Here is a 20,840-nt window from a genome sequence, read left to right on the forward strand (position 1 = left end):
ATGGCTATCTGGCTGACCAAGGACTCGAAGGTCATCGTCCAGGGGATGACCGGTTCCGAGGGTTCCAAGCACACCCGGCGGATGCTGGCCGCCGGCACCAACGTGGTGGGTGGCGTCAACCCGCGCAAGGCGGGCCAGAAGGTGGACTTCGACGGCACCGAGCTGCCGGTCTTCGCGTCCGTCGCGGACGCGATGGCCGAGACCGGGGCCGACGTCACTGTCATCTTCGTGCCGCCGCAGTTCACCAAGGCCGCAGTGGTCGAGGCGATCGACGCCGCGATCGGCCTGGCCGTGGTGATCACCGAGGGCGTCCCGGTGCACGACACCGCGTCGTTCTGGGCGTACAACGTCTCGCAGGGCGAGCGGACCCGGATCATCGGGCCGAACTGCCCGGGCATCGCCTCGCCGGGCGCGTCCAACGCCGGCATCATCCCGGCCGACATCACCGGCTCCGGTCGGATCGGCCTGGTCAGCAAGAGCGGCACGCTGACCTACCAGATGATGTACGAGCTGCGCGACATCGGTTTCTCCACCTGCGTCGGCATCGGCGGTGACCCGATCATCGGGACCACCCACATCGACGCCCTCGCGGCGTTCGAGGCCGACCCGGAGACCGACGCCATCGTCATGATCGGTGAGATCGGTGGCGACGCCGAGGAGCGGGCCGCCGAGTTCATCAAGGCCAACGTCACCAAGCCGGTGGTCGGCTACATCGCCGGCTTCACCGCTCCGCCCGGCAAGACCATGGGTCACGCCGGGGCGATCATCTCCGGCTCCGCCGGCACCGCCGAGGCGAAGCAGGCGGCTCTGGAGGCCGTCGGCGTCAAGGTCGGCAAGACGCCGACCGAGACCGCGAAGCTGATGCGGGAGATCATGTCCGGCAGCTGAGCCGGTCAGGCAACACGAAGGGGGTCGACCGGTCACGGTCGACCCCCTTCGGCGTACGCGTCAGTCGTTGTTCCAGAACGGGTAGTTGCCGGTCGAGCGCAGGATCGCCCCGCCGATGATGTTGATCACGCCGAACGCGATGGCGAGGTAACCGAGCAGCGGCGACTGCCCGTACCGCCGGGCGTCGCGGATGGACAGGTAGCCGAAGACGATGCCGAAGATGCCGCAGCAGATCAGTCCCAGCACGATTCCCAGCACGCCCCAGAGGGTGGTGCGGTCGCGTCCCTGGGCCGGTGGCGGCGGGGGAGGCGGGTATGGCGTCGTCACAGCTTCCTCCGAGCGGTCGTGGGCGACGTGCCGGCCCGGACCGCGACCGGTGGGCCCGTCCCGGGTGGCGGCGACTCGCGCCCCCTCAGGGCCGAGGCTAGACCGGCCCGGGTGGGCAGGACGTTGGTTCGGTGAACTCGCCGACCTTAGGAGGGGTTAACGGACTGCCACCGCCCGCGCGACGTGCCAGAGTAGAGCGGATGTCCCCCGTCACCCCTGACCGTCCCAGCCGTCCCGGCGGTGTGAGCGCCGACGACCGGCCGGTCGACCGCGCCGCACCGGCCCGGCGGGTGCCCGCGCCTCGCGCGGGCGGGTCGCCTCGCGGGCGTGCGCCGTTGCCCGTCGCCGCCGGGGTGGCCGCCTGCTGGGCCGCCCTCACCTCCTACCTGCCGGTCGCCATCGTGCTCGGCCTGGTGCAGCTCGGCGCGGACTCCACCACACTGACCGGCACCCTGCGCACCGCGCTGGCCGGCTGGCTGCTCGGGCACGGCGTGCCTCTGCACACCGAGACCGGGCCGCTCGGGCTCGCCCCGCTGGCGTTGACAGTGCTCGCGCTCTGGCGGCTGACCCGCGCCGGCGTGCACGTCAGCCGCGCCATCGGTGCTCGCGACACCCGCTCACCGCGCCGGGCGCTGCTTGCCGCTGTCGCTGTCGGCATCGCGTACGCGCTGCTCGGCGCGCTCGCGGCGGTGCTGATCGGCACGGGTGGGCCGAATGTGTCGCTGATCCGGGCGGGCGCCACGTTCGCGGCGGTCGGCACACTCGCCGCGCTGGTCGGCGCGGTCCGGATCACCGCCGTGACCCGGCTGCTCGTCTCCCGGCTTCCGGGCCCGATGCGCGACGGCGTTCGCACTGGCCTGGTGGCCGGGCTGCTGCTGCTCGGCGCCGGCGCGGGCGCGGCCGGCCTGGCGGTGGCCACCGGCGGCGGCGACGCGGCCGACATGATCGGGGCGTACCGGACCGGGGTCGCCGGGCAGGCAGGCATCACCCTGGTCAGCGTCGCGTACGCGCCCAACGCGGCGATCTGGTCGACCAGTTACCTGCTCGGGCCGGGGTTCGCGGTCGGGACCGACACCGCGGTCCGCACCAGCGAGGTGTCGGTCGGCGCGCTGCCGGCAGTGCCGCTGCTCGCTGGCCTGCCGCGTGGCCCGGTGGACGGCTTGGGCGCCCTGCTGCTCGCGGTGCCGGTGCTGGCCGGGATGGTCGCCGGTTGGCTGCTCGCCCGGCGGGTGGCTCGACTCGCCGTCCCGGAGCGGGCTGCGCAGCGCTGGGCCGAGTTGCTGGCGCCGGCGGTCCTGGCCGGGCCGGTGGCCGGGGTGGTGCTCGGTGCGGCTGCGGCGATCTCCGGCGGGCCGCTCGGCGCCGGTCGGCTGTCCCAGGTCGGGCCGGTGGGCTGGCAGGTCGGGGCGGTGGCGGCCGGTGTCATAGCGGTCGGCGCGCTGCTCGGCGCCGCTGCCGCCCGGGCGCTGACCCGCAGGCCCGCGCAGTAGAGCCGCAGCTACCCGGGCGCTGACCTGCCGACCCGCGCGGTAAACGAGCGCGGGGCGCCCCGGGTGAACCCGGAGCGCCCCGTCGAATTCGAGCCCGTCAGGGCTGGGTGGGCAGGTTGACCTGCGCCACGACGCTCAGGATGAGCAGCAGGATGCCCAGCCCGACGCCAACCGCGCCGCAGATCAGACCGGCCTTGGCCTGGCCGGCGTTGTTGGCCTGGCCCTGGGCCACCTTCTGCTTGGCGAGGTAGCCGGTCACGATGCCCGCGATGCCCACCGGGATGCCCAGGTACAGGCAGCAGACCAGCGGGATCGACGCGATACCGAGGATCATCGACACCAGGCCGAGGGTGTTGTTCTGCCCCTGTGCCTGCGGGTACCCGGCGTTCGGGTAGTTCGGGGCGCCGTACGGGGGCTGCTGCTGCGCGTACGGGTCCTGGTACGGCGGCTGCTGACCGTACGGCTGCCCCGAGGTGGGCTGCTGACCGTACGGGGCCTGCGGCGCGGCGTACGGGTCGTGCGGCTGCTGACCGTACGGCTGGCCGGAGGTGGGCTGCTGGCCGTACGGGGCGGCCGGCGGCTGGGGAGCGGTCGGGTCCTGGTTGGGCTGCTGGCCGTACGGGTCCTGACCGGGGTTACCGGGCTGCATTCGAGAAGCTCCTTGGACTGGTTCCGTCAGTTAGTGCTCTTTGTTTCCATCCATGATCGCGGTCAGTCCTCCCAAAGCCCAGTACAGCAACAGGACGACATCTCTCCCAAAGCAGGCAAAAAGCCCTTGTCGACCGCTTCGTGTGCCGGATCAGGGGCGGTGTGTGGGCCGGCGCGGCGTTCGGCCCGAGCGAGCGGCAGCGTACCGGGTCGACGCACGTCGGCACCGTCGAAGATCGGCGCACCGCCCAGTCGAAGGGCGTCCCTGACCTGCCCGATAGGGTGGCCCGGTGACCGAGCCCGCGCCTGTCGCCCGCATCGTCGTCCTCATCTCCGGCTCCGGGAGCAACCTTCAGTCGCTGCTGGATGCCGCCGCCGACCCCGCGTACGGCGCACAGGTCGTCGCTGTCGGCGCGGACCGCGACGGCATCGCGGGCCTGGACCGGGCCGACGCGGCGGGGGTGCCGACCTTCGTCGAGCGGGTCCGCGACCACGACACCCGGGAGGGCTGGGACCGCGCGCTCACCGCGCACGTCGCGAAGCACCAACCCGATCTGGTCATCTCCGCCGGGTTCCTCAAGCTTGTCGGCCCGCATTTCCTCGCCGCCTTCGGCGACCGCTACCTGAACACCCACAACACGCTGCTGCCGGCGTTTCCTGGCATCCACGGCCCGCGTGACGCCCTCGCCTACGGCGTGAAGCTCACCGGAGCCACCCTCTTCTTCGTCGACGCCGGCATGGACACGGGGCCGATCGTCGCGCAGGTAGCGGTGCCGGTGCTGGACGACGACGACGTCGACACGCTCACCGAGCGAATCAAGGAAGCCGAGCGACGCCAGCTCGTCGAGCAGGTGGGTCGGCTGGTCCGCGAAGGCTGGACCATCACCGGAAGGAAGGTCACGGTTCCGTGAGTCCCACTCAGGACGGGCGCCGCCCGATCAGGCGGGCGCTGGTCAGCGTCTACGACAAGACCGGGCTGGTCGAGCTGGCTCAGGCCCTGCACGCGGCCGGTGTGGAGATCGTGTCCACCGGCAGCACGGCGGGCACCATCGCCGCCGCCGGGGTGCCGGTGACGCCGGTGGAGACGGTGACCGGGTTCCCCGAGGTTCTCGACGGCCGGGTGAAGACACTGCACCCGAAGGTGCACGCTGGTCTCCTCGCGGACCTGCGCAAGGAGACGCACGTGGCGCAGCTCGACGAGCTGGGCGTGGCGGCGTTCGACCTGCTGGTCTCGAACCTCTACCCCTTCCAGGCGACAGTCGCCTCCGGCGCGGACGTCGAGGAGTGCGTGGAGCAGATCGACATCGGTGGTCCGGCCATGGTGCGGGCCGCCGCCAAGAACCACGCCTCGGTCGCCGTACTCACCGACCCGACCGGTTACCCGGCGCTGCTCGGCGCGCTCAGCGAGGGTGGCTTCACACTGGCCCAGCGTCGGGCGCTGGCCGCCCGGGCGTTCGCCGACATCGCCGAGTACGACGTCGCGGTGGCGCAGTGGTGCGCCCAGGAGCTGGCACCCGCCGACGACTGGTGGCCGCAGTTCGCGGGGCTGGCGCTGCGCAAGTCGACAGCGCTGCGCTACGGCGAGAACCCGCACCAGCCGGCCGCGCTCTACACCGACCCGGACGCCCCGGCCGGGCTGGCCCAGGCCGAGCAGCTGCACGGCAAGGAGATGTCGTACAACAACTACGTCGACGCCGACGCCGCCTGGCGGGCCGCCAACGACTTCGCCGACCAGCCGGCGGTGGCGATCATCAAGCACGCCAACCCGTGCGGCATCGCGGTCGGCGCCGACGTCGCCGAGGCGCACCGCAGGGCGCACGCCTGCGACCCGGTGTCGGCGTACGGCGGCGTCATCGCTGTCAACCGGTCGGTCTCGGTCGAGCTGGCCCGGCAGGTCGCTGACATCTTCACCGAGGTGGTGGTCGCCCCCGGCTTCGACGAGGGCGCGGTCGAGGTGTTGCAGGGCAAGAAGAACATCCGGCTGCTGCGGGCACCGGCCTGGAAGCCGGCGCTGGTGGAGTTGCGGCCGGTGACCGGTGGTGTGCTGGCCCAGGTCGCCGACCGGGTGAACGCCCCCGGCGACGACCCGGCCAACTGGCAGTTGGCGACCGGCGAGGCCGCCGACGAGGAGCTGCTGCGGGACCTCGCGTTCGCCTGGCGGGCGGTCCGCGCTGTGAAGAGCAACGCGATCCTGCTCGCCAAGGACGGTGCCACCGTCGGCGTGGGCATGGGTCAGGTCAACCGGGTCGACTCGGCGCAGCTCGCGGTCAGCCGCGCCGGCGCCGACCGGGCCCGCGGCTCGGTCGCCGCCTCGGACGCGTTCTTCCCGTTCGCCGACGGCCCGCAGATCCTCATCGACGCCGGCGTCCGCGCCATAGTGCAGCCCGGCGGCTCCATCCGCGACGAAGAGGTAATCGAAGCGGCAAAGAAGGCCAACGTAACGATGTACCTAACCGGAACCCGCCACTTCTTCCACTAACCCCCGGGGGCCAGACCCCGTCGATCATGAAGTTGTTGCCCTGACACGCCGACGTGCAGGGCAATAACTTCATGATCAACCGCAGGGGCCCGGTCGGTCAGGCCGGGGTGGGGCGGAGTTCGGCGAAGTGGCAGGCGGACGGGTGGGGGTCCGCTGCTCTCGGGACCGTCCGGGGGTCCTCGGTGGCGCAGATGTCCTGGGCCTTCCAGCAACGGGTCCGGAAATGGCACCCGCTTGGCGGGTCGGCCGGGCTGGGCACGTCGCCGACCAGCCGGATCATGTTGCGCTGGTCGCGGGCCTCCGGGTCCGGCACCGGCACGGCAGAGAGCAGAGCCTGGGTGTACGGGTGGGTGGCCCGCTCGTAGATCTCGTCCTCGGTGCCGATCTCGACGATCCGGCCGAGGTACATCACCGCGACGCGGTCGGCGATGTGCCGCACCACCGACAGGTCGTGCGCGATGAAGATGTACGAGAGCCCCAGCTCGCCCTGTAGCTGCTTGAGCAGGTTGATCACCTGGGCCTGGATGGAGACGTCGAGCGCCGACACCGGCTCGTCGCAGACGATCACCTCGGGCTTCAGCGCGAGGGCACGGGCGATGCCGATGCGCTGACGCTGACCGCCGGAGAACTGGTGCGGGTACCTGTTGATGTGTTCCGGGTTGAGCCCGACCAGGTCCAACAGCTCCTGGACCCGCTTGGCCTTGCTGCCCTTCGGCGCGGCATCGGGGTGGATCTCGAACGGCTCACCGATGATGTCGCCGACTGTCATCCGTGGGTTCAACGAGGTGTACGGGTCCTGCATCACCATCTGCATGTTGCGGCGCAGCCGGCGCAGCTCACCCCCGGAAGCCTTGAACAGGTCCTTGCCCTCCAGGGTGGCGCTTCCGGAGGTGGGCGTCTCCAACCGCATCAGCAACCGGGCGAGGGTGGACTTGCCGCAGCCGGACTCGCCGACCACGCCGAGCGTCTCGCCCCGGCGCAGCTCGAAGCTCACCCCGTCGACGGCCTTGACCGCCCCGATCTGTCGCTGGAAGAGCACGCCCTGAGTGATCGGGAAGTGCTTCACCACGTTGTCGACGGCGAGGATGGTCTCGCCGCGGACCTTGGTGGGGTTAGCGGGCGACGCTGTCATCACGGACCTCCTGCGCGAAGTGGCAAGCGCTGGTCCGGCCGTCGCCGAGGACCAGGTCGTGCGGCACCTCGTCCACGCAGACCTGCTGGACGTACGGGCACCGGGGGTGGAACGGGCAGCCGGACGGGATGCGCATCAGGTTCGGCGGCAACCCCTTGATCGTCGACAGTTCCTGGCCGCGAACGTCCAGGCGCGGGATCGACTCCAACAACCCCTTTGTGTACGGGTGGGCGGGCGCCTTGTAGAGCGAGCGGACGTCGGCGTGCTCGACGATCCGGCCGGCGTACATGACAGCGATCCGGTCCGCCACGCCGGCGACCACACCCAGGTCGTGGGTGATCAGGATCATCGCCATGTTGAGTTCCCGGCGCAGGTCGGCCAGCAGGTCCATGATCTGGGCCTGCACTGTCACGTCGAGGGCCGTGGTGGGCTCGTCGGCGATCAGCACCTTCGGGTCCAGCGCCAACGCCATGGCGATCATGACGCGCTGTCGCATACCGCCGGAGAACTGGTGCGGGTAGTCCCCGATCCGCTTGGCGGCACCCGGGATCTTGACCAGATCCATCAGCTCGACAGCACGACGTCGAGCGTCGGCTCGGGACATGCCGGCGCGCTGGCGCAGCGTCTCACCGATCTGCCAGCCGACCGGGAAGACCGGGTTGAGGGCGGAGAGCGCGTCCTGGAAGATCATCGCGATCTCCTTGCCACGTACCTGCCGGCGCTGCTCCTCGGAGCGGGTCAGCAGGTCCTCACCCTGGTAGAGGATCTGGCCGGAGCGGACGAACGCGGGCGGGGTGTCCAGGATGCCCATGATCGCCTGGGCGGTGACCGACTTACCCGAGCCGGATTCGCCGAGCACGGCAAGGGTCTCGCCGGCGTCCAGGTGGTACGACACACCGTTGATCACCCGAGCGACACCCTCGTTGGTGCGGAACTCGACGTGCAGGTCCCGCAACTCCAGCAGGTGACCGCCCTCGGGTGTGGCAGAGGCGGGAGTTGGATTGACGGTCAAGACTGTGCCTGCCTTTCACTCGCGACTGCGGGGCTCGCTCCGCTCACTCCTCGCGCTCGCACGGATGTTCTCACCGCAGCTTCGGGTCGAAGGCGTCACGGATCGCGTCGCCGAGCATGATGAACGCCAGCACGGTCAGCGCCAGGAAGGCCGACGGGACGATCAACGGGGTGGCCGCCTCCCGCATGTGGATCCGGCCGGTGTCGATGTCCTGCCCCCACGAGATGGTGGGCGCCTTCAGGCCGATGCCGAGGAAGGAGAGCGTCGCCTCGGCCGCGATGAACGAGCCGAGCGCGATGGTCAGTACGACGATCGCCGGGGCCAGCGAGTTCGGCAGGATGTGCCGCCACATGATCCGGCTGTTGCCGGCGCCGAGCATCCGGGCCGCCGCGACGTAGTCCTGCTCCTTCGCAGTGATCACCGAGGACCGGACCACGCGGGCGGCGGTGGTCCAGCCGAGCAGAGCCAACACGAAGACGACAGCGCCGATCCGAGCCGCCTGGCTGTCACTGGACACCCGCTTGAGCAGCACGATCGCGGCCAGCAGCAGCGGGATGCCGAGCACCACGTCGATCACCCGGGAGAGCACAGCGTCGACCCAGCGGCCGAAGTAACCGGCCAGCATGCCGATCACCAGCGCGATGATGCCGGTGCCGAGCGCGGCGAGCGCGCCGACCAGCAGCGAAGCCCGGGTGCCGTAGACCGCCCGGGAGTACGTGTCGCAGCCCTGGAAGTCGTACCCGAAGATGGCCCCGCCGGACGGCCCGGCGTGCTGCCGGGAGAGCAGGCAGTCGTTCGGGTTGTTGGCCGTGAAGACCCCGGGGAGCAGTGCCATCAGGGAGAAGATGACGACCAGCGCCAGCGAGATCCAGAAGATCGGGTTGCGGCGCAGGTCGCGCCAGGCGTCACCGGCCAGGCTGCGGGGCTTGTTCGCGGCGCCGACCTGGTTGGGCGTGCCCGGCTCTCCCGAGGGGCCACGTCGTGCGGCCTGGTTCTCGGTGGCCGCCACAGTTTCAAAATCACTCATGCCGCCACCTCGCTGCGCTCGGCGCCGGCATGAGAGCCCAGGCACGCTGCGCTGATGATTCGTTCGCTGCGCTCACTCATAGCGGATCCTCGGGTCGAGTACGGCGTACAGGACGTCCACCACCAGGTTCGAGACCAGGTAGACCACGACGAGCACGCTCACGATGCCCACCACCAGGGGGCCGTCCTCGGTGCGGATGCCGCGGAAGAGGTTGAAGCCCACGCCGGGAATGTTGAAGACGCCCTCGGTGATGATCGCGCCGCTCATCAGGTTGCCCAGTTCGACACCGAGGAAGGTGACCACCGGGATCAGCGAGTTGCGCAGCACGTGGACGACGACGATGCGCCGTTTGACCAGGCCCTTGGACCGGGCGGTCCGGACGTAGTCGGCGCGCAGGTTCTCCGCCACCGAGGCCCGGGTGAGTCGTAGGGCGGTGGCCAGCGACAGCGAGCCGAGCACGATGCCCGGCAGCAGGAGCGCGTAGAACGAGGGGTCGGAGCCGGCGGTGGGTGGGAAGAGCTGCCACTTGACGCCGAGGAAGTACTGCGCCAGCGGCGCCAGCACGATGGTCGGGATGCCCAGCACCAGCAGGGTCAGCACCAGCGTCGAGTTGTCGAAGATGCTGGCCCGGCGGATGCCGGCGAGCACCCCGGCGGTGACGCCGAAGATGATCGCCACAGCGAGCGCGATGAGCGCGAGCCGCACGGTGACCGGCCAGGCCTGCTGAAGGATGTCACCGATGTTCCGACCGGTGAGTGACTCGCCCAGGTTGCCCTGGAGCAGGTTCTTCACGTAGTCGAAGTAGCGGTAGAAGAAGCCGCCGACGCCGGTGGCGTCCAGGTGGTACTTCTCGGTCAGGTAGGCCCGTTGCGCTGGCGTCACCGGCCGTTCGCCGGCGAGCGCCTGGATCGGGTCGCCCTGCCCGGCGAATGTCAGCGCGTAGACGATCAGGGTGGTCCCGAAGAACGCCAGGACCATCTGCAGTAGGCGCCGCAGGATGTAGCGGAACATGCTTAGCAGTCTCTCCGGAAATGTGCGAAAGGGTCGCAGGACGGCATCTCTGGTCGTACCCGAAATATCCGAGACGTGCCGTCCGGCCCGGGGGAGCCGGCACCACCGACGCCGGGTCCGCTGCTGCGGCCCGGCCCCGGTGGTGCGGTCCGGGCCACCCGGGCTTCGTCGCCCGGGTGGCCCGCACCATGGTCAGCTCAGCTGGCTGCTTCGATCTTGACGAGGTTGACCCGCTGGAACAGGTCCATCTCCACGTTCTTGACCTTGGAGGAGTGGCCGAACACGTTCTCGCCGAAGCGGAGCGGGATCACCGGCATCTCCTTGGCCAGGATGTCCTCCGCCTGCTGGTACTTGGCGATCGCCTCGTCCTGCGTCTTGGCGGCGGAACCCTCCTTGACCAGCTTGTCGAACTCCGGGTTGCTGTAGCCGTAGTAGTTCGACGAGCCGTTCGTGCTGTACAGCGGGCCGAGGTAGTCCTCCATGGTCGGGTAGTCCATGACCCAACCCATCCGGAACGCACCCACCGGCGTCTTCTTCTCGACCTTGGTCAGCAGGTCGGCGAACTTCGGCTCGACCGAGCCGACCGCGTCCACGCCCAGGTTGGTCTTGAGCTGGTTGACGGTGGCGTCGACCCAGTCCTTGTGCCCGCCATCGCCGTTGTACGAGATGACGATCTTCGCCGGGCCGCCGGCGGCCTGGTAGAGCTTCTTGGCCTCGGTCGGGTTGAACTCGGCGGCCTTGCCCGCGGTGTCCTCCCGGTAGCCCGGCAGGACCGGCGCGACGAAGGAGCGCGCCGACGTCTGCGAACCCTTGAAGACCGACTTGGTGATCTCGTCACGGTCGATCGCCATCGAGATGGCCTTGCGCACGTCCGGGCTGCTGTAGTCCTTGTCGAACGTCGGGAACGCGAGGAACTGGAACGACGACATCGGGCTGGTCTTGTACCGGTCACCCAGGTCGCTCGGCGCGGTGCTCAGGCTCTCGGTCGGGATCGTGGGCAGCACGTCCAGGTTGTCCGCGAGGACGTCCGCGTAGGCCGCGGTGAGCTGCTGGTAGATCCGGAACTCGATGTTCTTGACCTTGGGCTTGTCGCCCGGGTACGCGTCGTAGCGCTCGACGTCGATCTTGCTGTCGTGCTGCCAGGTGCCCTTCATCTTGAAGGGGCCCTGCCCGATCGGCGCCTGCTCGTAGGAGTCCTTGAGCACGCCCGGAGCCGAGAACGCGGCGTCCGGCATCGGGAAGAACGCGTTGTAGCCCAGCGTCGTCTTGAAGTCGATGTACGGCTCGGAGAGCGTCGCGGTGAAGGTGAGGTCGTCGACCTTCTTCAGACCGGACATCTCCTTGGCCTTCGGCGCCTTGCCCTGCAGGTCGGCGTAACCAGCGATCTTCTCGAAGAAGGGGTTGGTGTCCTGACCGTTCGGGGCGTACGCGCCGTAGTTCCAGGCGTTGATGTAGTTCTGGGACGTGACCTTCTCACCGTTGTGGAAGGTGAAGCCGTCCTTGATCTTGATCGTCCAGACCTTGTTGTCGGACGAGGTGATCGACTGCGCGGCGACCTCGTACGGCTTGTTCTGGGCGTCGTAGTCGACGAGCGGGCTGAACAGGCCGGCGATCACCTGCGACCCGGACGTCTCGGTGGTGTTTGTGGGAACCAGGTGCTTCGGCTCGGCGATCTGGATGCTGACCACCGAACTGTCGCTGCCACCGGATCCACCGTCTCCGCCGCTGCCGCAGGCCGCGAGGCCCAGCGTCACCGCGAGCGGGAGGGCGGTCCAGGCGGCGAGTCTACGAACTCGCATTGAGCCTCCTCATCTCCTCACGCTGCGCAGTCAGGCCCGACGCTGGGTTACGCTGCGCAACAAGCGGTAACGGTAGGTCGGCGACGGGCCTTCGACAACGACGCGGTTGCGGGTGGGTAACGGTCCGGGGTTGCCTCCCTTGTCGGGGGCGAAAGAATCTGCTAATCCAAACCGGTCTTATCGACGTTGGCCTGCGAAAATAGCGCTGAACGACGATGTGTTTGCCACCTGCTGGCCGCTGCTGCGCCGCTTGGGGCGGCCGTCCTTTCTCCGTGGTACCGGTTTGGTCTGTCTGGTTCGACCGTGATCGAATCCACAGACTGTCACTGAAAGTGACTAGCAACACCTCACACACGGTTACTCCAACGGCGGTCACCCCACCGTGGCCAGGTCCGCTCAATGGCCGCCTCACCGCAGTGGGCGGCGGACGGCCCGAGCTAGGTCGTCTGATCCGCAGGCGGTGGGCGTGAGACGATCTGGTCGTGACGGCGACGCTTCTGGACGGCAAGGCAACCGCAGCGGAGATCAAGGACGAGCTGCGCATCCGGGTGAAGGCACTCGCGGAACGCGGGATCATCCCCGGGCTCGGCACGGTCCTGGTCGGGGCGGACCCGGGCAGCCAGGCGTACGTCAACGGCAAGCACCGCGACTGCGCCGAGGTGGGCATCGCCTCGATCCGCCGCGAACTGCCGGCCGACGCCACCCAACAGCAGGTCGACGACGTCCTGGCCGAGCTGAACGCCGACCCGGCGTGCCACGGCTACATCGTTCAACTGCCGCTGCCGGCTCACCTCGACACCCAGCGGGTGCTGGAGTTGATCGACCCGGACAAGGACGCCGACGGCCTGCACCCGGTGAACCTGGGTCGGCTCGTGCTCGGCTACGACGGTCCGTTGCCGTGTACGCCGCGCGGCATCGTCGAGCTGCTCCGCCGGCACGACGTGGCGCTGCGCGGGGCCACCGTCGCGGTGGTCGGTCGCGGCAACACGGTTGGCCGACCGCTCGGCCTGCTGCTCACCAGGCGCAGCGAGAACGCCACTGTCACCCTCTGCCACACCGGCACCCTCGATCTCGCCTCGCACACCCGGGCCGCCGACATCGTCATCGTCGCGGCCGGCGTACCGGGTCTGCTCACCGCCGACATGATCAACCCTGGCGCGGTGGTGGTGGACGTCGGCATCACCCGCGTGATCGGCGCGGACGGCAAGGGCCGCTACACCGGCGACGTGGACCCGGAGGTGGCCGAGACGGCCGGCGCGTTGGTCCCCATGCCCGGCGGCGTGGGCCCGATGACCCGGGCCATGCTGCTCACCAATGTCGTCGAGCGCGCCGAGCGCGGCTGACTCGCGCGTCGGCGGCGCCGAATCAGGACGGCGGTGACGTTCGCCCCATCCCGGCGATGGCCGCCGCCCCTGGCCTGATCGGTGCCAGGATGACTGATACGGTCCGGAAAACCGACTGGTATCAGGGAGTGGGACGACCATGGGTAAGAAGGTCACTGTCGTCGGGGCTGGCTTCTACGGCTCCACCACCGCACAGCGCCTGGCCGAGTACGACGTCTTCGACACCGTAGTGATCACCGACATCGTGGAGGGCAAGCCCGCGGGCCTCGCGCTCGACCTCAACCAGTCCCGGGCCATCGAGGGCTTCGAGACCAAGGTGGTCGGCGTGACCACCGGCCCCAACGGTGAGGGCTACGAGAGCATCGAGGGCTCCGACGTCGTCGTGATCACCGCTGGTCTGCCGCGCAAGCCCGGCATGAGCCGGATGGACCTGCTGGAGACCAACGCCAAGATCGTCCGCCAGGTCGCCGAGAACGTCGCCAAGTACGCCCCGAACGCCGTCGTCATCGTGGTCTCCAACCCGCTGGACGAGATGACCGCGCTGGCCCAGCTCGCCACCCAGTTCCCGAAGAACCGGGTGCTCGGCCAGGCCGGCATGCTCGACACCGCCCGGTTCAGCAACTTCGTCGCCGAGGCGCTGAACGTGCCGGTGGCCTCGGTACGCACCCTGACCCTGGGCTCGCACGGCGACACCATGGTCCCGGTGCCGTCGAAGAGCACCGTCAACGGCAAGCCGCTGCGCGACGCCATGCCGGCCGAGCAGATCGAGGAGCTGGTCGTCAAGACCCGCAACGGTGGCGCCGAGGTGGTCGCGCTGCTCAAGACCGGGTCGGCCTACTACGCCCCGTCCGCCGCCGCGGCCCGCATGGCGAAGGCCGTCGCGGAGGACTCCGGCGAGGTCATGCCGGTCTGCGCCTGGGTTGACGGCGAGTACGGCATCTCCGGTGTCTACCTGGGTGTCGAGGCCGAAATCGGCGCCGAGGGCGTCAAGCGGGTCGTCGAGACCGACCTGGACGCCGACGAGCGCGCCAGCCTCCTGGAGGCCGCCGAGGCCGTCCGCGCCAAGCAGGGCGACATCTCCAGCATGTAGTTCCCCGTACCACCGAAGGGCGCGCCGGCAACGCCGGCGCGCCCTTCGCCATCCCCGCCCTCAAGCCCGCGTTGATCATGAAGTTATTGCCAGTCTCATCGGCGAGTCGAGGCAATAACTTCATGATCAACAGGGGTGTTGGTGCGGGTGGGGGACGAAGGGGGTGCCGAGGTGGGGGGTGGCCAAAACGGTGGGGGAGTGGGTGCGCAGGGCGGTCAGCCGGGAGGTGCGGGCTTGTTCCGGGTCTTCCTCGTGGGCGTACGCCAGGTCGAGGTCGACGAGTTGCACCATGTGCGCCAGCAGGTCCCCGGTGAGCAGCATCCGCTCGTCGGCCGAGGTCAGGAGCACCGACTGGTGACCGGGCGTGTGGCCCGGGGTGGGTAGCAGACGTACCGCTGGGGTGAGGGTGCTCTCGCCGTCGACCACCCGGAGCTGGCCGGCGGCGCGCAGGGGCGCGATGAGGCCGGCCGGCAGCCCGGGGTTGAGCGTCTCCGCCGCGTCGATTTCGGCGCGCTGCACCAGGTAGTTCGCGTTCGGGAAGTACGGCTGCCCCGAGGTGCCGGTGACCGCCCAGCCGATGTGGTCGCTGTGCAGGTGGGTCAGGACGACGGTGTCGACATCGGCGGGGTCGATGCCCGCGGCGGCCAACTCGGCGGGCATCCGCCCTGGCACGGGCGCCCAGCTCGCGGCGGGTGCGTCGGCTGGGCCGATCCCGGCGTCGACCAGCGTGACCGGCCCGTCGCCAGCGCGTATCGCGAAGCTGCGGAACGGTAGCCACCACTGCCCGTCGGCGGTCACCGAGCCGGGGTCGCGCCTGTCGGCCTCCGCCCACTTCGCCGCTGTGGCCTGCGGAAACGCCTCCGCGCGGGGCTGGAAGAAGGCACCCTCACCGTCGGTGAGTGCGGTGACCGTGATAGACCCGAGGGTGCGGTTCAGTGGCATCGGACGATGATTCCAGGGCATTCCTGTTCCGCGCAGCCCGGTTCCGCCGGCCGGTCGAGGCCGGCTGGGGGCTGCCGGCCCAATTGCAGTACGCTCGTACTGCTTGAGCACGTGTCCCCCGAGAGGAGCGCCGGCCGATGGCGAAGATCAAGGTAAACAACCCGGTCGTAGAACTCGACGGCGACGAGATGACCCGGATCATCTGGAAGCAGATCCGGGAGCAGCTGATCCTGCCCTACCTCGACGTCGACCTGCACTACTACGACCTGTCGATCCAGCACCGTGACGAGACCGACGACCAGGTCACGATCGACGCCGCCAACGCCATCAAGGAGCACGGCGTCGGCGTCAAGTGCGCGACCATCACCCCGGACGAGGCCCGGGTCGAGGAGTTCGGCCTGAAGAAGATGTGGCGGTCGCCGAACGGCACCATCCGCAACATCCTCGGCGGCGTCGTCTTCCGTGAGCCGATCATCATGTCCAACGTGCCGCGGCTGGTCCCCGGCTGGACCAAGCCGATCATCATCGGCCGGCACGCCCACGGTGACCAGTACAAGGCCACCGACTTCGTCGTCCCCGGCCCGGGCACGGTGACCATCACCTACACCCCGGCCGACGGCGGCGCGCCGATGGAGATGGAGGTCGCCAACTTCCCCGGCGGCGGCATCGCCATGGGTATGTACAACTACGACGAGTCGATCCGGGACTTCGCCCGGGCGTCGTTCCGGTACGGACTGGACCGCAACTACCCGGTCTACCTGTCCACCAAGAACACCATCCTCAAGGCGTACGACGGCCGGTTCAAGGACATCTTCGCCGAGGTGTTCGAGACCGAGTTCAAGGCCGAGTTCGCCGCTGCCGGCATCACCTACGAGCACCGGCTCATCGACGACATGGTCGCCGCCGCGCTCAAGTGGGAGGGCGGCTACGTCTGGGCCTGCAAGAACTACGACGGTGACGTGCAGTCCGACACCGTCGCGCAGGGCTTCGGCTCGCTGGGTCTGATGACCTCCGTCCTGCTCTCCCCGGACGGCCGGACCGTCGAGGCCGAGGCCGCGCACGGCACCGTCACCCGGCACTACCGGCAGTACCAGAAGGGCGAGAAGACCTCGACCAACCCGATCGCGTCGATCTACGCCTGGACCCGGGGCCTGGCCCACCGGGGCAAGCTGGACGGCACCCCGGCGGTCACTGAGTTCGCCAACACCCTGGAGCAGGTCATCGTCGACACCGTCGAGGGTGGCCAGATGACCAAGGACCTCGCGCTGCTCATCTCGCGCGACGCCCCGTGGCTGACCACCGACGAGTTCATGAACGCGCTCGACGAGAACCTGGCCCGCAAGATCGCTGCCTGATCCAGGCGTACCGCGTCATCGGAGCCCGCCGGCATTCCTGCCGGCGGGCTTCGGCGTGTCCGGCGCCGCCGCGCCGATCGGCGTCACTGCGGCCGGCGCGCCTCGTTGACCAGGATGGACGAGATGCCAGTCGCGTCCAGGAAGGTTGACCACGGTCGACCCGCGGCACCCGTGCGCCGATCAGCCAGCCTTCCCGGCTGTGCCGTGCACAGCCAGCCGTCCCTTCCCTGCGGGGGGCCCTGTCCCGGGCCCCCCGCGCCCTGTTTCCCACCAAGCTCAGGCCGCGCCAAGCTCTGGCCACGTCCGAGCCGTGCCACGCGCGAGCCGTGCCACGCCAAGCTCATGCCACGCACAAGCCGCGCCGCGCTCATGCCACGCGCGAGCGTGCCACGCCAAGCTCAGGGCACGCGCACAGCAGGGCTGATGCCGTCTTGGCAGTGCGCGACGCCGCCATGGCCCGTGTCCCCCGCGGCGGCCGAGCGGGGATTGGCCTCGACCGCCGAGACCGTTCCCCGAGGCCAGGTTTGGTGGCAGAGCACGACGGTGCCGGCCGGCGGGCACTCCAGAGAGCGTGATGTCGGTGAGTCATCACGATGACTCACCGACATCACGCTTCCTGCCGTATGTGGTGCGAGGTCGGGCCGCGCTCACGGGCGTGCCGAACGGCCGCGAGCCCGAACGCCCGCGAGCCCCAACGCCCGCGAGCCCGGAGCCCGGAGCCCGGAGCGGGACGAGGTTGGCGGCCGGGGGCGTTCAGGCGGCACGCAGCAGGTCGGCGGCGCGTTCCGGGGCGATGTCGTTGATGAAGACGCCCATCCCGGACTCGGAGCCCGCCAGGTACTTCAGCTTGTCAGTGGCCCGCCGGATGCTGAACAGCTGTAGGTGCAGGTGGCCCAGCTCGCGGTCGACCCGCACGGGAGCCTGGTGCCAGGCCGAGATGTACGGCATCGGCATGTCGAACAGGCCGTCGAAGCGGCGCAGCAGATCCAGGTAGAGCGGCCCGAAGGAGTCCCGCTCGCTGTCGCTGAGCGCCGGGATGTCGGGCACCACGCGGTGCGGCGCGACGTGCACCTCGAACGGCCAGCGGGCAGCCGCCGGGACGAACGCCGTCCAGTGTTCGTTCTCGGTGACCACCCGGTCACCGGTGGCGCGCTCGGCGGCCAGCACGTCCGCGTACAGGTTGCCCCCGCCGGTCCGCTCGGCGTGCCGCCGCGCCGCGGCCAGCAGCGCGCGGGTGCGCGGCGTAACGAAGGGGTACGCGTAGATCTGGCCGTGCGGATGGTGCAGCGTGACACCGATTTCCACGCCCCGATTCTCGAAGCAGAAGATCTGCTCGACGCCGGGCAGCGCGCCGAGCACCTCGGTGCGGTCGGCGAGAGCGTCCAGCACGGTGCGGACCCGGCGCGGGGGCAGGCTGGCGAAGGAGGCGTTGTGATCCGACGTGAAGCAGACCACCTCGCACCGGCCGAGGCCCGGTCGGACCGGTGTGAACGGGGTGATCTCCCCGGGCTCCTCGGCTACCCGACCGCTCAGCGACGGGAACCGGTTCTCGAAGACCACCACGTCGTAGTCGGGTGCGGGGATCTCGGTCAGCCGGTCGCCGACCGACGGATCGAGAGGGCACTCGTTCGCCGGCGGGAGGAAGGTGCGGGTCTGCCGGTGCACGGCGACCGCCACCCACTCGTCGGTCAACGGGTCGTAGCGCAGCTGCGACGCGGGGGGAGGTGGCGGCAGGTCCCGGCGGTCCGGCTGGTCACGGACCGCGTCGTCGCGCTCGTCGAAGTAGATCAGCTCCCGGCCGTCGGCCAGGTCGATCGCGGTGCGCTTCACGGCGCCGTCCCCTCAGTTGTCGGCGTGCGCGTCACGCGGCCCGCCCCTGTCGCCTTGACCATGATCAGTTCGCCCACCTGTTCGCCGAGTACCCGCCGTGCGGGTGGAGGCAACCGGTCGTCGCTGACCAGTACGTGGGCCGCCGCCAACCCGACGATCGAGGAGATGCCGACAGTGCCCCACTTGGTGTGGTCGGCGAGCACCACCAGCTGGTCCGCCGCCGCCACGAGCGCCCGATCGGTCTCCGCCTCCATGAGGTTCGGGGTGGTGAAGCCGGCCCGCTCGGTGATGCCGTGGACGCCCAGGAAGAGCAGATCCAGGTGGAGTGACCGGACAGCCCCGACCGCGAGCGGGCCGACCAGCGCGTCCGACGGCGTGCGTACGCCGCCGGTGAGCACCACCGTCTGGTCCGGGCGGCCACCGGCGTGCATGATCTCGGCCACCGGCAGCGAGTTTGTCACCACGGTCAGCTCGGGCACGTCAACCAGCCGGCGGGCCAGCTCGGCGGTGGTGGTGCCGGCGGAGAGCGCGACAGCTGCTCCCGGCCGGACCAGCTGGGCCGCGCGGTCGGCGATGGCGGCCTTCTCGGGGAGTTGGCGGACCGACTTGGCGCGGAAGCCCGGCTCGTCGGTCGAGCTTGGCCCGGTCGTGGTGGCGCCGCCGTGCACCTTGGCCAGCAGGCCGCGCTCGTGTAGCGCATCGAGGTCACGCCGGATGGTCATGTCGGACACGCCGAACTCGCCTGCCAACTCGCTGACCCGGACGCCGCCGGTCGAGCGGACCCGCTCCAGGATGGCCGCCTGCCGCTGCTGAGCGAGCATCCGCCGTGCCTCCCGGGGCGTCCACGTACCCTCACGCGGTCAAACGTGTTCCAACAAAGATGAACACTAGCGCGTGCCGCTCAGCTGTGGAAGGAACGGGTACGGCGACGCCTCAGGCGGTGGCGATCTTCAGCTCGACCCAGCCGGTCTCGGTCAGATGGTGCAGCACTGCCTGCACCGCGTCCGCCACGCTCAGGTCGGTGGTGTCGAGCACCAGATCGGCGTCGGTCGGCTCCTCGTACGGGTCGTCGATGCCGGTCATGCCGGTGAGCAGGCCGGCTCGCGCTCGCGCGTACAGGCCCTTGCGGTCCCGCCGCTCGCACACCTCCAACGGGGTGGCCACGTGCACCAGCACGAAACCCGACCCGGCGGCGAGAGCCATCTCCCGGGCGGTGGCCCGGGCCGCCGCGTACGGAGCGATCGGACAGCAGATACCCACCCCACGGTGCCGGGCGATCTCGGCGGCCACCCAGCCGATCCGCCGGACGTTGAGATCCCGGTCGGTCTTGCTGAAGCCCAGCCCGGCGGAGAGTTCCCGACGCACCACGTCCCCGTCGAGCAGGGTCACAGTGCGGTCGCCACTCTCCCGCAACGCGTCCGCCAGCCCTCGGGCGATCGTCGACTTGCCGGAGCCGGAGAGGCCGGTCAGGAAGACCACCAGCCCTCGCTGCCGACGCGGCGGCCGAGCCCGGGCCAACTCCCGTGCCACAGCGGGCGGGGTGTGCCACTCCGGTAGCGGGAAGCCCCGGTCGAGCAGGTCGTCGATCTCCGGTTGGGTCAGCGCGAGCCGGCGGTTGCGCGGTGGGATGTCCTCCCGCCAACGCCACTGCCCGTCTCGGTTGTCGTAGGCGAGTTCGCGCGGCACCAGCACCCGCAGCCCGGCACCGGAGAGCATCTCCCCGGTGGAGAGCAGGTGGGTGACCCCGTACGCGGCCGAGACCCGGGCGCGCAGCAACGCGTCGCTGATCTCCTCGCGTCGGTGTGACAGCGGCACCGCGACCAGGGTGGCGGGTGGCATCCGGTCCCGCGCGGCGAAGATCGTACGGACCAGCGCCTCCGGCGGGAGCCCGTCTGCGCCGCCCTCGCCGACCGGGATCATCACGAGCAGATGAGCGGCCAGGGTGCGGGCGGCGTGGGCGATCTGGGCGAGCTGTGGACGATGCAGCGGCCGATCGGCGATCACCCCGAGCACCCGGCCCGGGGGCAGCAGCGCGCGAACCTCCTCCGGGTTACGCCGCAGTCGCTGGAACGGACCGTGCCCGCCGTCGCCCAGCCGCCGAACCTGGCCGCCCACTCCCGCCACGCCCTCGCGGACCGGCCAGACGTCGGCCACGTCCAGGGCGGCAGCCGGGGCGCCCTCCCCGTCGGTCAGCACGAGCGCCCGGCGGGCCGGGTCGCGCGGATCGAAGCTCTGCGCCAGGGCGGCCGGCACCTGGAGGACGACAGCGACCTGCCACGGTGTGCCGTCGGCCAGCCGGGCGCGTCGGCTGACCGACACCAGGTCGGCGCGGGTCATGAAACCGGTCAGAGGGGCGTACGCGCCGGTCAGCAGCAGCTCCAGATCCGCGAGCTCACCGGGACGTGGCGTGTACGCCGGTGCGTCCCGTAGCACCTCGTCGGGCAGCACCCAGCCGTTGCTCATCCAC

18 protein-coding genes are annotated in these 20,840 nt (G+C 70.1%); 7 read left to right on the forward strand and 11 right to left on the reverse strand.

Annotated elements, in window-relative coordinates:
• A complete protein-coding gene (gene sucD / locus AB0C19_RS27225; RefSeq protein ID WP_357189852.1) occupies nucleotides 1-888 on the forward strand; it encodes a succinate--CoA ligase subunit alpha in 888 nt (295 codons plus the stop codon).
• 60 nt (nucleotides 889-948) lie between these two features.
• On the opposite strand, the gene AB0C19_RS27230 is transcribed toward sucD, so the two are convergent.
• The gene (locus tag AB0C19_RS27230) at nucleotides 949-1,215 is read right to left on the reverse strand and encodes a hypothetical protein (RefSeq protein ID WP_091406354.1); all 267 of its coding nucleotides are present in this window, start codon (nucleotides 1,213-1,215) and stop codon (nucleotides 949-951) included.
• A 200-nt stretch (nucleotides 1,216-1,415) separates the two neighbouring features.
• Here AB0C19_RS27230 and AB0C19_RS27235 point away from each other — a divergent pair, with 200 nt between their 5' ends.
• Nucleotides 1,416-2,705: a DUF6350 family protein gene (locus AB0C19_RS27235; protein ID WP_357189854.1), complete on the forward strand. Its 1,290-nt coding sequence runs from the start codon at nucleotides 1,416-1,418 to the stop codon at nucleotides 2,703-2,705.
• 97 nt (nucleotides 2,706-2,802) lie between these two features.
• Here AB0C19_RS27235 and AB0C19_RS27240 read toward each other — a convergent pair whose 3' ends face one another.
• Nucleotides 2,803-3,354 carry a DUF4190 domain-containing protein gene (locus AB0C19_RS27240; RefSeq protein ID WP_357189856.1) on the reverse strand — a complete coding sequence of 184 codons (552 nt, stop codon included), beginning with the start codon at nucleotides 3,352-3,354 and terminating at the stop codon, nucleotides 2,803-2,805.
• A 289-nt stretch (nucleotides 3,355-3,643) separates the two neighbouring features.
• Between AB0C19_RS27240 and purN the strand changes: the two genes are divergently transcribed.
• Complete coding sequence (purN, locus tag AB0C19_RS27245; RefSeq protein ID WP_357189858.1) at nucleotides 3,644-4,264, forward strand: phosphoribosylglycinamide formyltransferase; 621 nt, start codon at nucleotides 3,644-3,646, stop codon at nucleotides 4,262-4,264.
• Nucleotides 4,261-5,832 carry a bifunctional phosphoribosylaminoimidazolecarboxamide formyltransferase/IMP cyclohydrolase gene (purH, locus tag AB0C19_RS27250; protein WP_357189860.1) on the forward strand — a complete coding sequence of 524 codons (1,572 nt, stop codon included), beginning with the start codon at nucleotides 4,261-4,263 and terminating at the stop codon, nucleotides 5,830-5,832. Before purN ends, purH begins: the two co-directional genes overlap by 4 nt.
• A 97-nt stretch (nucleotides 5,833-5,929) precedes the next feature.
• Here purH and AB0C19_RS27255 read toward each other — a convergent pair whose 3' ends face one another.
• From AB0C19_RS27255 to AB0C19_RS27275, 5 genes are all read right to left on the reverse strand, one after another.
• The gene (locus AB0C19_RS27255; RefSeq protein ID WP_357189862.1) at nucleotides 5,930-6,964 is read right to left on the reverse strand and encodes a dipeptide ABC transporter ATP-binding protein; all 1,035 of its coding nucleotides are present in this window, start codon (nucleotides 6,962-6,964) and stop codon (nucleotides 5,930-5,932) included.
• Nucleotides 6,945-7,976 (reverse strand): ABC transporter ATP-binding protein, encoded by a 1,032-nt coding sequence (locus tag AB0C19_RS27260; protein WP_112583768.1) that lies wholly within the window; start codon nucleotides 7,974-7,976, stop codon nucleotides 6,945-6,947. The genes AB0C19_RS27255 and AB0C19_RS27260 overlap by 20 nt, the downstream gene beginning before the upstream one ends.
• A 70-nt stretch (nucleotides 7,977-8,046) precedes the next feature.
• Nucleotides 8,047-9,003, reverse strand: a complete 957-nt coding sequence (locus AB0C19_RS27265; protein ID WP_357189865.1) for an ABC transporter permease — start codon at nucleotides 9,001-9,003, stop codon at nucleotides 8,047-8,049.
• Between the two features lie 72 nt (nucleotides 9,004-9,075).
• A complete protein-coding gene (locus AB0C19_RS27270) occupies nucleotides 9,076-10,014 on the reverse strand; it encodes an ABC transporter permease (RefSeq protein WP_357189867.1) in 939 nt (312 codons plus the stop codon).
• Between the two features lie 197 nt (nucleotides 10,015-10,211).
• A complete protein-coding gene (locus AB0C19_RS27275) occupies nucleotides 10,212-11,813 on the reverse strand; it encodes an ABC transporter substrate-binding protein (protein WP_357189869.1) in 1,602 nt (533 codons plus the stop codon).
• Between the two features lie 482 nt (nucleotides 11,814-12,295).
• Here AB0C19_RS27275 and AB0C19_RS27280 point away from each other — a divergent pair, with 482 nt between their 5' ends.
• Together AB0C19_RS27280 and AB0C19_RS27285 are read left to right on the forward strand one after the other, a co-directional pair.
• Nucleotides 12,296-13,156 carry a bifunctional methylenetetrahydrofolate dehydrogenase/methenyltetrahydrofolate cyclohydrolase gene (locus AB0C19_RS27280; protein WP_238644677.1) on the forward strand — a complete coding sequence of 287 codons (861 nt, stop codon included), beginning with the start codon at nucleotides 12,296-12,298 and terminating at the stop codon, nucleotides 13,154-13,156.
• Between the two features lie 139 nt (nucleotides 13,157-13,295).
• The gene (locus AB0C19_RS27285) at nucleotides 13,296-14,246 is read left to right on the forward strand and encodes a malate dehydrogenase (protein ID WP_112583765.1); all 951 of its coding nucleotides are present in this window, start codon (nucleotides 13,296-13,298) and stop codon (nucleotides 14,244-14,246) included.
• 126 nt (nucleotides 14,247-14,372) lie between these two features.
• Here the strand turns inward: AB0C19_RS27285 and AB0C19_RS27290 are convergent, their stop codons facing one another.
• Nucleotides 14,373-15,188 (reverse strand): MBL fold metallo-hydrolase, encoded by an 816-nt coding sequence (locus tag AB0C19_RS27290; protein ID WP_357189872.1) that lies wholly within the window; start codon nucleotides 15,186-15,188, stop codon nucleotides 14,373-14,375.
• Nucleotides 15,189-15,325: 137 nt separating this feature from the next.
• Between AB0C19_RS27290 and AB0C19_RS27295 the strand changes: the two genes are divergently transcribed.
• Entirely contained in the window at nucleotides 15,326-16,543 is a 1,218-nt protein-coding gene (locus tag AB0C19_RS27295; protein ID WP_124773753.1) for an NADP-dependent isocitrate dehydrogenase, read from the forward strand.
• A gap of 753 nt (nucleotides 16,544-17,296) precedes the next feature.
• Here the strand turns inward: AB0C19_RS27295 and galT are convergent.
• The 3 genes from galT to cysC all read right to left on the reverse strand — a co-directional run bounded on the left by galT (nucleotide 17,297) and on the right by cysC (nucleotide 20,836).
• On the reverse strand, nucleotides 17,297-18,373 hold the full coding sequence (gene galT / locus AB0C19_RS27300; RefSeq protein ID WP_357189874.1) for a galactose-1-phosphate uridylyltransferase: 1,077 nt from the start codon (nucleotides 18,371-18,373) through the stop codon (nucleotides 17,297-17,299).
• Entirely contained in the window at nucleotides 18,370-19,194 is an 825-nt protein-coding gene (locus AB0C19_RS27305) for a DeoR/GlpR family DNA-binding transcription regulator (protein WP_357189876.1), read from the reverse strand. The genes galT and AB0C19_RS27305 overlap by 4 nt, the downstream gene beginning before the upstream one ends.
• Before the next feature lie 112 nt (nucleotides 19,195-19,306).
• Nucleotides 19,307-20,836: an adenylyl-sulfate kinase gene (gene cysC / locus AB0C19_RS27310; RefSeq protein ID WP_357189878.1), complete on the reverse strand. Its 1,530-nt coding sequence runs from the start codon at nucleotides 20,834-20,836 to the stop codon at nucleotides 19,307-19,309.
• Nucleotides 20,837-20,840: the final 4 nt, after the last annotated feature.

The sequence above is a fragment of the Micromonospora sp. NPDC048842 genome (assembly GCF_040649935.1).
GTDB lineage: Bacteria > Actinomycetota > Actinomycetes > Mycobacteriales > Micromonosporaceae > Micromonospora > Micromonospora hortensis.